Below are 12999 nucleotides of genomic sequence, written 5' to 3' on the forward strand. Positions count from 1 at the left end.
ATAAAACTATACCGCTACGGGACAGGCAAAAGTGAGGTTTCCTCAGAGTATAATTTAATTTTAGGTAGCCGTTATGCGTTAATTAAATCTTAGTAAGTGATAACTAATAACTGTTCACGGATAACTGGTAACTGATCACTGATCATTGTACCAAATTGATTCTATTTCTTTTGCAATACTTTGTGGCTCAATTTTATTATCTTGAATTAACCTTGTAACATGGCCTAATTTACGACCTGGACGAGACTCTTTTTTTTCGTACCAATGAATGTAAGTATTAGGAAGCTTAGCCATTTTTTCACGTTTTTCTTGATAATCATGATGGGAATTTTCGTATCCTAATAAGTTCACCATCACTGCCCCTAAACAATTTAATTTAGCAGATTCTAATGATTGATCAGTAATTGCTCTTAATTGCATTTCAAACTGAGAAATATCACAAGCATCTATAGTATAATGTCCAGAATTATGAGTTCTAGGCGCAATTTCATTGACCAACAATTTACCTTCTGGGGTTAAAAAGAATTCAATGCCGAAAATGCCAATTACATCTAATTCTGTTACTAAATGTTCAGCAATTTTTTGAGCTTCTTTTTGTACTGTTTCAGAAATATTAGCAGGGGCAATCACCCAATGGCAAACTTGTTCTTTTTGATAGGTTTCTACCACGGAATAGGTAACAATTTCTCCTTTGGCATTACGAGCAACCATTAAGGCTAATTCTTGCTGAAAACGAATATATTCTTCTACCATTAAAAGGCGATTATTTGCCTGTTTTAATACTGGGTTTAATTCTTCTGTATTCTTAATAATAAAAGTTCCTTGACCATCATAACCGTGACGACGGGCTTTAATGACTAAAGGAAAGTCAAAATGATTAGATGATAATTCTTCTAAAGTCGTAAATTTTGGAACAGGAATATTGATATTTTTTAAATAACTTCGTTGTTTATATTTATCTAATAAAGGGTATAAGGTTGATAATTTGGGACGAAAACTAATCCCTTTACTTTCTAATTTTTGTAGAGCTTCTAAATTAATAAACTCATTTTCAAAGGTAATAATATCGCATTTTTCTGCTAATTTTTGAGTAGCGTTAGCATCATCAATAGGGGCTAAAATGACCTCATGGGCGATCGCTACAGCTGGATCATCTTTATGAGGGGTTTGTATGAATAAATCTATGCCTAATTTTTCGGTAGCGGTGGCCATCATCCAAGCTAGTTGACCCCCACCAATAACACCAACACGCTTATTACTCATTACTTATTATGAATCAACTTTAATAGTAGACATTTAGGTGGGCTAAGAAAGCCCATCCGATGATTAGTTTATTGACATCCTAGGGACTCACGGGTACTTATCCCAGTTTTTGGGTTGACACCATCAGCGCGATCGCAGAGTTTTTCAACTTCATAAATATCTAAGACCGCTAAACTAAAATCAGCCCCTGTAATTTTAGCATCATCAAACTTAGTACGCATCATGATGGCTTCAGTTAAGACGGCATCGGTTAAATCAGCCCCTTTAAAACTGGTAAGGTAGGCTAAACCATTGGTTAAATCAGCCCCGTGGAGATCAGCCCCGATCAAGGCAGAACCGTTAAAAACAGCCCCTCTAAGATCCGCTTTACTAAAATTAGAGTCTGTGAGATCGGCATTGGTAAACTGGGCGTAAGTGAGACTTTTCTCAGAAAAATCTTCCCCGATGAGTTTAACATCTTCGTAGGAGGCAGTTGAACCGGTTACAGCTGAAGAACTAGCAGCATAAGCCGTGGGTGTTATTAACCATAGTAAGGAAAAAACCACAATTGTTAATCTTAATAAGTATTTCATCTCTTTGAATCAAACTTGTAACAAAATTACATCTTCCATCATAATATGGGGCGTATCTTATCGATCAGGGTGAAACATATCAGCGTTAATCTTTTGGGGCTTTACGAATTTGAAAACAACACCATTGTTTCCGTTTCCATAAAGCTGCAACGATCCAACCTTCTTGTTCTAGGGTATCAGCGATCGCTTGAGATTGTTCAATTAAGATACCACTTAAAACCCCCCAAGTATTGGGTTTAGCTAATTTAGAAAAATGAGGAATTAAATCAATAATTACCTCAGCTAAAATATTACAAACGATCCCATCAACTCCATCATTAACCAATTCTAATAATTCGCTCAAACTCCCTTGATTAATGACTAAATGATCAGGATGAATTTGATTAAGATGACGGTTTTCTCTAGCTGCTTTGACTGCTAAGGGGTCAATATCGACAGCATAAGCTTTACTAGCCCCTAATAAAATTGCTCCAATGGAGAGAATACCCGAACCCGAACCAATATCGGCAATGACCGTATTTTCTTTGGGTTTTGATAAGCGCATTTCTAAAGACTCTAAACATAACTGAGTAGTGGGGTGGGTTCCGGTACCAAAAGCAACTCCTGGATCGAGCCGTAGAATCAGTTTATCCGTTTCTTCTGGGGGAGTTAACCAAGCCGGATAAACAATAAAGCGATCGCCGACTTCTGTGGGTTCCCAGTGTTCTTTCCAACTGCTGGCCCAGTCTTCTTCCTCAATTAATTTCCAACGAGTTAGGGGTTGGGGTAAATTTAACACTAAAGCATCTTGTTGCAACCACAGGGATAATGCAGAGATATCTAAGGACTGGTACTGAATTTGTGGGGCATAAGCTTGAATGATGTATGATTTTCCTTTAATTTCCCGTGACGTTCCTGAACAGCCAAACTTATCTAAGCGCCAAGTAATTGATTCTTCTAGATGAGGATGACACAAAATGGTGATTTCCCACCAACTGTTAGACATAGGACGTTTTTATCAATAAAAGGAACTCGAAAATGGGGGGACTAGGGGGCAGGTAAAGTTGTTTATCTATTTTACTATTACCTATTCCCTGTTCCCTGTTGCTTTTTCCAAAAAGAGTTAAAGTTTAACCGTATAAGCGTCTCGAATACCGGAAACTTTAGTAATTTCGGTCAAGAGTCCTTCTGGTAGGGGATCGTCTAAACTGAGAGCCATCACAGCATCTCCCCGTACAATTTTCCGTCCTACTTGCATACTAGCAATGTTCACGTTGAAACTGCCTAACAGAGAACCAATTTTACCTATAATTCCCGGCATATCGCGGTGGACGGTAAATAACATATAGTTACTCGGAGGCACGTTAATGGGAAAACCATCTACATCGGTAATACGAATTTCACCATCACTTAATAAAGCTCCAGTCACCGAATGCTCTCCCAAAGATCCTTGTGCCGACAGATGTAAAGAACCCGAATAGTCTCGAAGGGAAGCGTCACGAGTTTCAATAATGCGTACACCTCTTTCTTTGGCTTCAATGGCTGCATTGACGTAATTAACCCGTTCTCGCAAGGCTTGAGAAAGCAACCCTTTGATAGAAGCTACCACAATAGGTTGACCCTTGATACTGGCTAATTCTCCTTGTAAACGGACTGTTAAGCGTTCAATGCGTCCGCCGGCTAATTGACCCACTAAATTGCCCAAGGTTTCGGCTAATTGTAGATAGGGACGCATTTTTTCCATGACATCGGGGGTTAGTCCTGGAATATTCACCGCAGAACGAGCCGGCAGTCCTAATAAAACGTCACGAATTTGTTCAGCCACATCAACGGCCACATTAACCTGTGCTTCTGCGGTGGAAGCCCCTAAATGGGGGGTTAAAATAATGTTTTCGTAGTCTCTGAGTTTTGATTCTCCAAGGGGTTCTTCTTCAAACACATCTAAAGCAGCCCCGGCTATTTTACCTTCTGCGATCGCTTCTGCTAGGGCATCTTCATCAATGGTTCCCCCTCGCGCACAGTTAATCAGGCGGGCGGTGGGCTTCATTTTACTGAAAGCTTCCTTATTGATCACGTGGGTGGTTTCGGGGGTTTTGGGAATGTGAAGGGTAATATAATCAGATTCTGCAAAGAGGAGATCAAGATCCACTAAAGTACAACCTAATTGATCCGCTCTTTCTTTTGAAATAAAGGGATCATAAGCTAATAATTTCATACCCATTGATTTGGCTACATTAGCCACATGAGATCCAATTTTTCCTAAACCGACAACCCCTAGGGTTTTCTTATAGACTTCTGCCCCGATAAAGCGTTTACGTTCCCATTTGTTATTTTTAACGGATTGATTGGCTTCAGGAATGTGACGAGATAAGGATAACATCATGGCCAGAGCGTGTTCTGCTGCTGCGATGGTGTTTCCTTCTGGAGAGTTAACCACCACAATACCCTGACGAGTAGCGGCCGGCACATCGATATTATCGACACCAACCCCTGCCCGTCCAATAATTTTCAGTTGGGTTCCGGCCACAATAATTTCTTTGGTGACACGGGTCCCAGAACGCAGCATCATGGCATCGTATTCAGGGATAATTTTTACTAATTCTTCTGGGGGTAATCCCGTTTTAACATCCACCTGTGCCACTTGTGAGAGGATATCAATACCAACTTGGTCGATGGGGTCTGATACAAGAACTTTTGCCATAGTAATTCGTCTTGGTAGGGGTGATCGTTTCTATACTTTGCTCTCATGGTTGCAGTAGCTTATTGTAGCGGGCAATCTACCCCTAAACCTTAAATCGTTAAGAAGTTTTCCAGTTTCCTATTAAGTATCTTGACAACAAGAAACGTTACAGTTGAAATGCAGCAGAAAATTCTGAGGTAGAAGCCAGGAGTATCGTTTTCTAATTTAACAATTGTAATAATCTCAAAGCAAAGTGATATCAGTTCTTGACAATAGCTAGAGACTTGATTAATTATTAATCATTAACTTATCAGGTGTCATAGGTAAATCACGAATGCGCTTACCTGTGGCATGATAAACAGCATTAGCGATCGCTGCTGAAACCCCAGTAATCCCAATTTCTCCTAACCCTCGTACACCAGCCGGATTAAAATTGTAGTCTGGTTCTCCAACAAAAATAACCTCGATGCGAGGAACATCAGCATGAGTAGCATAATGATAGGTTGCCAAGTCATAAACGGTAGGCAGACCTAAATAAGGGTCAAAATCGCAGTTTTCCATCAAAGCATGACCAATACCCATAATAATAGCCCCTCGCACCTGAGAAGCAGCCGTTTTCGGATTCATCACACGCCCGACATTCATCACTGACAACCAACGCTTAACCCGTAACCTAGCAATTTCCTCATCAACACTCACCTCACAAAAATGCGCCCCCCAAGACTGAAACGCCCATTTTTGACCTTCTTCTCCTGGAGATGATGAAGCAGTGCCTTCTATCGCTTCTTGTCCTGAGGTTTTTAGGTATTCTAACGCCTCTATTGCAGTGCTTTTTTGAGCCTGTTTCAGAACTTCTTGACAAGCAGACATAACCGCAGGAACCAGAGTGGCCGTCATTTGAGATCCCCCGGCCATGCCACCATTAGGTAGAGAAGAGTCCCCTATTTTGACTTGTATCTGTTCTACTGGCAACTGTAAAATTTCAGAAGCCGTTCCAGCCACAATGGTATAACATCCTGTTCCCATATCATTGGCACTGGTTAACACTTCTGCGCTGCCATCAGCCAATAACCGCACCGTCACTGTAGCCATACCCCGCAACGCTGGAAAGGTAGAAGCGGACATCCCCCAACCAATTTGTTGGCCATCACGACTCATTGAACGCACTTGACGAGGTTCTTGAAACCAGCCAAACTCTTTTACCCCAACCCGTAAACATTCAGAAAAAGCTTTAGCCGAGAACGGTAAATTTTTCTGTTGATGTTGGTGGGTTTCGTTTTTTAAACGTAATTCTACAGGATCAATATCTAAAGCCCAGGCCAATTCATCCATAGCTGACTCTAAAGCCCATAACCCCGGATTTTCCCCCGGCGCACGCATGAACGTAGGCACTCCCACATTAAACACTGCCAGTTCTTGTCGCGTTCGTAAATTATCCGCTCTGTACATAGCGGGTGTAATGCCGGTGCAGGGTTCCGTAAAAACATCCACTGGTGAAGTAAAAGATTTGGCTAAATGGTCAATGGCTAGTAAAGTACCGTCATTTTTGACTCCAATACTAAGCGTTTGCTCAGTTTGAGAACGATGTCCAGCATTAGCGGTCATTTGACGACGACTGAGAACTACTTTTAAAGGACGTTGTAGTTCACGAGCTACCGCTACACAGAGAATAGCATGAGACCAAGGAAAGGCTTTTGAGCCAAACCCCCCACCAATAAAGGGGGTAATAATGCGAACCTGTTCCTTAGATAAGTCAAACAATTCTGCATAGGTTTGTTGACTTCCTACCACCCACTGAGAGGGTTCGTAAACCGTCAAAGCGTTGTTCCCTTCCCAATGAGCAATAATAGCGTGAGGTTCCATTGGTGCTTGGAGTTCTGTAGCGGTTGTATAAGTGGCGGTAATATGAATGTCCGCTTGATCCATCGCATCAGATAAGTCCCCAGTCTCAAACTCTCCCTTTTTAAAAGTCATATCTTCCCCAAACATCGAAGGTGCATCCGAAAATTCGACTTGTTCTGGGTCTATGTCAGGGGGTTGACTGCTATATTCTACTTCAACTAAATGGGCTGCATGACGGGCTTGTTCAAAGGTTTCAGCTACTACTAAACCAATAATTTGCCCACCGTAGTGAATTTGATTATCCGATAATGGCAGTCTGGCCTCATAAATTTTTGAGTCCATAAAGTTATTGGTAGGTTCAGCAATGGATGGCCGATTTTCGTGGGTAATAATTTTAATCACGCCAGGGGATTTTAAAGCGGTTTCAGTATTAATACTGACAATTTTTCCAGAGGCAATGTTAGCCGTTATCAAATAACCGTGAACTAAACCTGCAATTTGATGTTCAGCCCCATAAGTGGCTGTTCCAGTTACTTTAGCGGTTCCATCTTTGCGATTCATAGTAGTTTTATAAGTATTAATTTAAACGACTCCACCACCTTGGGCAGACACTTTCAGGGCGCGAATTATGGCTCTTTTGGCCAGTTCAACTTTAAAATGGTTCTGGCTTAGGGGTTTGGCATCTTGTAGAGCAATTTCGGCTGCTTGAGTTAAGGTATTTTCTTCAAGGGACTTACCGATTAAAAATTCTTCTGTTTCGGTTGCTCGCCAGGGTTTATGAGCGACACCCCCTAAAGCTAGGCGCACACCTTCTATCTTCTCACCCTCTAAACTAACGGAGGCTGCGACGGAAACTAAGGCAAAAGAATAGGAAGCGCGATCGCGTATTTTTAAATAAACCCCTGATGAGTTTTTAGAGGTATCAGGAATTTTTACCCCAGTAATTAACTCCCCTTGTTCTAAATTACTATCTTTTTCAGGTCGATTTCCGGGTAAACGGTGAAAGTCTAAAAATGCGATTTGTCTAGTTCCTTGAGGACTAATAACTTCTACCTCTGCATCCAAAGCAGCTAAAGCCACACACATATCCGAAGGATGAACGGCTACACAGTGATCACTACTGCCAAGAATGGCATGATTGCGGTTCATTCCCTCAATGGCAGGACAGTCGGTTTCGGGTTCTCGTTTATTGCAGGGAAAGGCTGTATCGTAATAGTAAGGGCAACGAGTGCGTTGTAGAAGATTTCCCCCTACTGTAGCCATATTGCGAATTTGTTGAGACGCACCGGAAAGAATAGCTCTAGCTAACATAGGATAATGACGACGAATGTCTTGGTTATCGGCTACTGCAGTATTAGTGACCAATGCTCCTAACCGAAGGCTTCCATCTGCCATTGTTTCAATGGTTTGTAAGTCTAGTTTAGAGATATCAATTAATTGAGAAGGCTTATCTAAAAACACTTTTAAGCGATCAACTAAGTTGGTTCCCCCGGCAATAAATTGGGCATGGCGATCGCTTGTTTTCTGATTGGCTGCCTCTAAGGGAGACTCAGGAACATGATAGGTAAAATTATTCATCGACTTGTTTTAGTCCAGACTGACTGACTCTAACTTCAGCGATAGGGGATGGTGCTGTTTGCCCTAAAGCCTGTTGTACGGCTGCTACAATGCCATTATAAGCACTACACCGACAGAGATTACCACTCAATCGTTCTTTAATTTCTGCTTCGCTCACGTCAGTTATGGATACTTCAGACCCTAAATTTGGTGTTACTGCGCTGGAAACTCCTTGTTTTACTTCCTCTAACAAAGCGACGGCTGCACAAATTTGTCCAGGAGTACAATAACCACATTGAAAGCCATCATTTTCGATAAATGCTTGTTGTACTGGATGAAGATTATCTTCTGTGCCTAACCCTTCAATGGTGGTAATTTCTTTTTCTTGTTGCATCACTGCTAAAGTTAGACAAGAATAGATTCGTTGACCATCTATCAATACGGTACAAGCTCCACATTGTCCATGATCACATCCTTTTTTTGTACCAACTAATCCTAATCTCTCTCTTAAAACATCTAATAAGGTAACACGGGGTTCAATACTTAGGTCGTACTTTTTGTGATTAATACTCAGGGTTATATCCATGGCCAAATAGCATAAAAATTAATTGTCAACCTTGTAATTGATCGCAGACAGACAGATTTTATTAGATCCTATCATTATTAATACTATGTTGAATTTTTCATTTTGAAGTGCGTTATGGATGCTGAAGAATTGCTCAAAAGGTATGCTGCTGGCGAAAGAGATTTTTCTGGAATCGATTTGAGTGGGGCTGACCTCCGAGAAACTAACTTGGAAGGAATCGATTTAAGTGGGGCTGACCTCCGAGAAGCTCAATTGAAATTTATTGATTTGAGTGGGGCTAACCTCAGTGGGGCTGATTTGCGAAAGGCTTTTTTGAAAAGTGCCAATTTGCGAAGGGCTAACTTCAATAATGCCAACTTGCGCTTTGCGTTCTTGATGCACGCCAAGATGGATGAAGTTACTGCCATTGATGCCGATCTCCGAGACACTATTTTGGAAAATGCCTGGATAGAAAATGCTGTTCTCAGGAGAGCCAAATTGAAGCGTGCCAAGATGTCTAGAGGTGTCTTTACTGAGACTGATTTCAGTCATGCCGACCTGTATTTTGCTCGGATTAAGAGTGCTGGTATGTTTAAAAACAATTTTACTGGAGCTAACCTTAATCGTATCAGTACCAATCAAACTTCTTTCCACGAATGTAACTTCACCAATTGCTGCCTCAGAAAAGCTCATATTCCCGAAATGGAAATTAGATTGAGAGATGCCATCTTCTGTAACACCATCATGCCCGATGGAAGTATCAGAAACGACCATTGTCGATGAATCAAAAGATATAAAACGCTTCGCCGAACCTTGAAGGCGATCGCTGATCTTGTAGTATGAATGAATATCTATTATGAGTAACTAAGATAAAACTTGGAGGAATTTTATCACTATACCTAAGCTCAAACCTGAAATTCTTAACTATACTAGATCAGTTATATTAAGGAAATATTAAAAATCATGATAAAGTTATTTTTGTTTCAAGTAATAATTTAAGCGAACTTTATTCATCTAACTTACGTCTAAATAACCCTAACCAGCCTGATCGGGCAATCGTATAATGACACAATTACACAACGCCTTTACCTTATTCCTCAGTTTGCTGGTGGAAGCCTTTCCCTTTCTGCTGTTGGGGGTATCCTTATCGAGTGCCTTACTCTTGTTTATCGATGAGGGAAAGTTAATTGCCAGTCTTCCCAAAAATCCCTTATTAGGAGCGATCGCCGGCAGTTGTATCGGCTTTCTTTTTCCTGTATGTGAGTGTGGAAATGTGCCAGTAGCGCGACGGTTTCTGATGCAGGGACTGCCTAATTCGGCGGCCATTGGCTTTTTATTGGCAGCACCGACCATTAATCCTATTGTCATCTGGTCTACCTGGGTGGCATTTCGGGGTCAACCAGAAATCGTCTTTTATCGAGTTCTTTTTTCTCTGATTATTGCCATTACCATTGGCTGTATTTTCAGTGTGCAGAAAGATCCCCGTCCCATGTTACAACCTCTGTTGGCACAACGAATTACCCAGTTATCCCGTCAACCAAGGTTCGCTCGTTCTGCCAAAAAAGAACCGAATTTAAAAGAGTCTATGCTATTACAGTCAGGAACTTTTTTACTAGGAACGGGGAACGGTTTGATGCGACTCGATGAAACTTCAGCAGCTACATTAACCCTGAGTCGGGATCAGTCGTCGGTGACGGTAAAACGCTTAAAACTGTTTCTTGAAAATGTCACTCAAGAACTACGGGAATTAGGAGGAATGTTAATTTTAGGGAGTGCGATCGCTGCTTGTTTACAAGTGTTTGTTCCCCGCGAAATTGTCTTGAGTTTAGGACAAGGAACCATTAGTTCTATCTTGGCCATGATGTTATTAGCGGCCATTGTTTCTATCTGTTCAACCGTTGATGCTTTTTTTGCTCTATCTTTTGCTTCAACCTTCACCACCAGTTCTCTGTTAGGGTTTCTGGTGTTTGGACCGATGATCGATATCAAGGCCATCGGTTTAATGCTTTCAATTTTTCAACCTAGAATGATAGTGTATTTATTTGCACTGGCCGCGCAGTTAACCTTTATCTTGGCTTTGTTTCATAGTTACTTTCTCTAAAATAGCTATGATTACAAAAGTCAAATAATGTTTATGAATGTACTATCCAAACTAAAACCCTCCCCTAAGCTAAAATTTCTCTTACCAGGGTTAGATATTTTAGCCATTCTCGCTTGGGGTGTATTACTCTTCAAATATTGGGTAACGGGTCAACTCAAATTATTAATTCATCCTAACTATAATTGGCTTGTTTTCATAACTAGCATTTTCCTATTGATTCTAGGAGGTGTGAAAACTTGGTTATGGATTCAAAGCTTCCGTCAAAAAGGCAATAACGGGGAAACGGTACAACATATCAGTATTTTTCCTCCAGGATGGGGCAGTTGTTTATTGATTATTGCTGCGATCGCAGGTTTACTCATTCCCCCAACTATTTTTGATAGTCAAGTGGCGTTGCAACGGGGTATTTCCGAATCTTTACCCATCACCCAACGGGAAACCCAAAGCTTTAGCGTTACTGTTAAACCAGAAGAACGATCACTCATTGACTGGATCAGAACCCTCAATGCTTATCCCGAACCGGATGCTTATCAAGGTCAAAAAGCCGATGTAACAGGATTTGTGGTGCATTCTCCTCTCTTACCAGAAGATTATATTTTATTAAGTCGTTTTATTATCACCTGTTGCGCGGTGGATGCTTATCCAGTGGGACTTCCCGTGAAAGTAGAACGCGATCGCAGTAATTATCCCCCCGATACTTGGTTACAAATAGAAGGGGAAATGATGACGGAAACCCTTGCTATTGATACCCAAACCATGCAAGAAACCCCCACTCAAAAACGTCAGTTAGTCTTATCTGCTAACAGTATCACAACCATTCCTACTCCTGATGATCCTTATGGGTATTCCAATTAATAGATAATCAATCCTTATTATGCTTAATAAACTTACATTACAAGAACCCATTGATAAACTCTCTGTGTTATTAATTGGAGGGTTTAGTGTCCTGATTGCTGGTTTAATGATTGGAGATAAACTTTGTGGTAATAATTGCTTTTTAAGAAAAGGTCCACAAGTCGAGAATTTTACTTGGCAAAATGAAACCGTTGATAGTAAAGATCGAGCTTTTATTTTGACCTTTGATCGTCCGATGGATAAAGCAACGGTAGAGAAAAATTTAGTGATAAATCCTCCCCTTCCTGGTAAAGTAAGTTGGGCAGGCCGTCGCTTAGCATATACCGTAGAAACCCCCGTTCCCTACGGCCAAACCTATCAAGTCCAATTAAGCGATGCAACCGAAAGATTTAGGGAAAATAAACAACAAGGACAGGTCATGGAACCTTTTGTCGGAACCTTTCAAAGTCGCGATCGCGCTTTAGCTTATATTGGAACCCAAGGGGAAGAACAAGGAAGACTTGTATTTTATAACATCACCCAACAACATAAAAAGATTTTAACCCCACCGGATTTAGTGGTGATGAATTTTGAATTTTATCCCCAAGGCAATCGTATTTTATTTTCTGCCTATGAGAAAGGATTAGGAATTGATGGTCTACGACAATTAGAACTTTATAGTGTTACTACTGGAGTTAATAATGGAGTCGAAGATACTCAAAATAATTCTGCTGGCAAAGTAGAAGAAATTTTAGATAATGAAACCTATCAAAATAACCAATTTGATTTATCTGCTGATGGAGAAACTATTGTTATCCAAAGAGTAAACCGTGAAAATCCGGCAGACTTTGATCTATGGATAGTAAAACAAGGAGAAAAACCTGAAAGATTGAAGATAACAGGAGGAGATTTTGAAATAACACCAGATAATCAAGCCTTAGCTGTTGCCAGAGGTGAAGGAATTGGAATTTTACCCTTAGAACCGGAATCAGACCCCTTAGACTTTTTACCTAAGTTTGGTCAATTATTAGATTTTTCCCCTACAGGTAATTCCGCAGCAATGGTTGATTTTAATACAGATAATGCGAATTTACGCTACACCCGCTCATTATTTTATGTTAATAATCAAGGCATTCAAAAAGAACTTTTAAATACACAAGGATCAATTATTGATTGTCAATTTACTCCAACAGGAAATCAACTATATTGTTTACTAACAGAACTATTAGAAGGAGATGACTATCAAGAACAACCTTACTTTGCTAAGTTTGATATTAAAACAGGAAAAGTCACACCTTTAGCTAAATTATCTGATTATCAAGACATTAAAATTAGTCTATCCCCTGATGGTTTAGCGTTATTATTCGACCAAGTTTTAACCAGTGATGACCCTAGTTTAGAGGATAATTTAACCAATAATTCGGGTCAAGCTATTGTCGGAGGAAAATTATGGTTATTAATTCCTCCGATTAATAATGATCCTAACAGTAAAGCCGACTTAAAAGAGTTACCTTTAGTGGGTTTTCGTCCTCAATGGTTACCCTAACTGATTCTAACAGTTTGATTTGAAGGATTAATTACTCGTTTTTTTAGCTTTTTCAAGTAA

The 12999-nt window shown here is 40.4% G+C and carries 11 protein-coding genes; 4 read left to right on the forward strand and 7 right to left on the reverse strand.

Annotation, left to right across the window (positions count from 1 at the left end):
• Positions 1-135: 135 nt before the first annotated feature.
• The 7 genes from CY0110_RS09425 to CY0110_RS09455 all read right to left on the reverse strand — a co-directional run bounded on the left by CY0110_RS09425 (position 136) and on the right by CY0110_RS09455 (position 8479).
• On the reverse strand, positions 136-1263 hold the full coding sequence (locus CY0110_RS09425; protein ID WP_008275180.1) for a 5-(carboxyamino)imidazole ribonucleotide synthase: 1128 nt from the start codon (positions 1261-1263) through the stop codon (positions 136-138).
• Positions 1264-1331: 68 nt separating this feature from the next.
• Positions 1332-1835, reverse strand: coding sequence for a pentapeptide repeat-containing protein (locus CY0110_RS09430; protein WP_008275181.1), 504 nt, complete (start codon positions 1833-1835; stop codon positions 1332-1334).
• 85 nt (positions 1836-1920) lie between these two features.
• The gene (prmA, locus tag CY0110_RS09435; RefSeq protein WP_008275182.1) at positions 1921-2820 is read right to left on the reverse strand and encodes a 50S ribosomal protein L11 methyltransferase; all 900 of its coding nucleotides are present in this window, start codon (positions 2818-2820) and stop codon (positions 1921-1923) included.
• 117 nt (positions 2821-2937) lie between these two features.
• On the reverse strand, positions 2938-4515 hold the full coding sequence (serA, locus tag CY0110_RS09440) for a phosphoglycerate dehydrogenase (protein ID WP_008275183.1): 1578 nt from the start codon (positions 4513-4515) through the stop codon (positions 2938-2940).
• A 267-nt stretch (positions 4516-4782) separates the two neighbouring features.
• Positions 4783-6897 (reverse strand): xanthine dehydrogenase family protein molybdopterin-binding subunit, encoded by a 2115-nt coding sequence (locus tag CY0110_RS09445; protein WP_008275184.1) that lies wholly within the window; start codon positions 6895-6897, stop codon positions 4783-4785.
• Between the two features lie 21 nt (positions 6898-6918).
• Positions 6919-7914 (reverse strand): FAD binding domain-containing protein, encoded by a 996-nt coding sequence (locus tag CY0110_RS09450; RefSeq protein WP_008275185.1) that lies wholly within the window; start codon positions 7912-7914, stop codon positions 6919-6921.
• Positions 7907-8479: a (2Fe-2S)-binding protein gene (locus CY0110_RS09455; protein ID WP_008275186.1), complete on the reverse strand. Its 573-nt coding sequence runs from the start codon at positions 8477-8479 to the stop codon at positions 7907-7909. The genes CY0110_RS09450 and CY0110_RS09455 overlap by 8 nt, the downstream gene beginning before the upstream one ends.
• Before the next feature lie 114 nt (positions 8480-8593).
• Between CY0110_RS09455 and CY0110_RS09460 the strand changes: the two genes are divergently transcribed.
• The 4 genes from CY0110_RS09460 (at position 8594) to CY0110_RS09475 (ending at position 12939) form a co-directional block, all read left to right on the forward strand.
• Positions 8594-9241 carry a pentapeptide repeat-containing protein gene (locus tag CY0110_RS09460; RefSeq protein ID WP_008275187.1) on the forward strand — a complete coding sequence of 216 codons (648 nt, stop codon included), beginning with the start codon at positions 8594-8596 and terminating at the stop codon, positions 9239-9241.
• 280 nt (positions 9242-9521) lie between these two features.
• The gene (locus CY0110_RS09465; protein ID WP_008275188.1) at positions 9522-10559 is read left to right on the forward strand and encodes a permease; all 1038 of its coding nucleotides are present in this window, start codon (positions 9522-9524) and stop codon (positions 10557-10559) included.
• A 33-nt stretch (positions 10560-10592) separates the two neighbouring features.
• A complete protein-coding gene (locus CY0110_RS09470; protein WP_008275189.1) occupies positions 10593-11414 on the forward strand; it encodes a TIGR03943 family putative permease subunit in 822 nt (273 codons plus the stop codon).
• Between the two features lie 19 nt (positions 11415-11433).
• Positions 11434-12939: an Ig-like domain-containing protein gene (locus CY0110_RS09475; RefSeq protein ID WP_008275190.1), complete on the forward strand. Its 1506-nt coding sequence runs from the start codon at positions 11434-11436 to the stop codon at positions 12937-12939.
• Positions 12940-12999 lie beyond the last annotated feature (60 nt).

The organism is Crocosphaera chwakensis CCY0110 (genome assembly GCF_000169335.1).
In the GTDB taxonomy this organism is placed as follows: domain Bacteria; phylum Cyanobacteriota; class Cyanobacteriia; order Cyanobacteriales; family Microcystaceae; genus Crocosphaera; species Crocosphaera chwakensis.

What these genes read in the sequence shown, in the direction of transcription:
- CY0110_RS09455 (WP_008275186.1), bottom strand. Translation starts at nt 8,479, where the DNA reads ATGGATATAACCCTGAGTATTAATCACAAAAAGTACGACCTAAGTATT.
- CY0110_RS09470 (WP_008275189.1), top strand. Translation starts at nt 10,593, where the DNA reads ATGAATGTACTATCCAAACTAAAACCCTCCCCTAAGCTAAAATTTCTC.
- CY0110_RS09465 (WP_008275188.1), top strand. Translation starts at nt 9,522, where the DNA reads ATGACACAATTACACAACGCCTTTACCTTATTCCTCAGTTTGCTGGTG.
- prmA (WP_008275182.1), bottom strand. Translation starts at nt 2,820, where the DNA reads ATGTCTAACAGTTGGTGGGAAATCACCATTTTGTGTCATCCTCATCTA.
- CY0110_RS09425 (WP_008275180.1), bottom strand. Translation starts at nt 1,263, where the DNA reads ATGAGTAATAAGCGTGTTGGTGTTATTGGTGGGGGTCAACTAGCTTGG.
- CY0110_RS09475 (WP_008275190.1), top strand. Translation starts at nt 11,434, where the DNA reads ATGCTTAATAAACTTACATTACAAGAACCCATTGATAAACTCTCTGTG.
- serA (WP_008275183.1), bottom strand. Translation starts at nt 4,515, where the DNA reads ATGGCAAAAGTTCTTGTATCAGACCCCATCGACCAAGTTGGTATTGAT.
- CY0110_RS09450 (WP_008275185.1), bottom strand. Translation starts at nt 7,914, where the DNA reads ATGAATAATTTTACCTATCATGTTCCTGAGTCTCCCTTAGAGGCAGCC.
- CY0110_RS09445 (WP_008275184.1), bottom strand. Translation starts at nt 6,897, where the DNA reads ATGAATCGCAAAGATGGAACCGCTAAAGTAACTGGAACAGCCACTTAT.
- CY0110_RS09430 (WP_008275181.1), bottom strand. Translation starts at nt 1,835, where the DNA reads ATGAAATACTTATTAAGATTAACAATTGTGGTTTTTTCCTTACTATGG.
- CY0110_RS09460 (WP_008275187.1), top strand. Translation starts at nt 8,594, where the DNA reads ATGGATGCTGAAGAATTGCTCAAAAGGTATGCTGCTGGCGAAAGAGAT.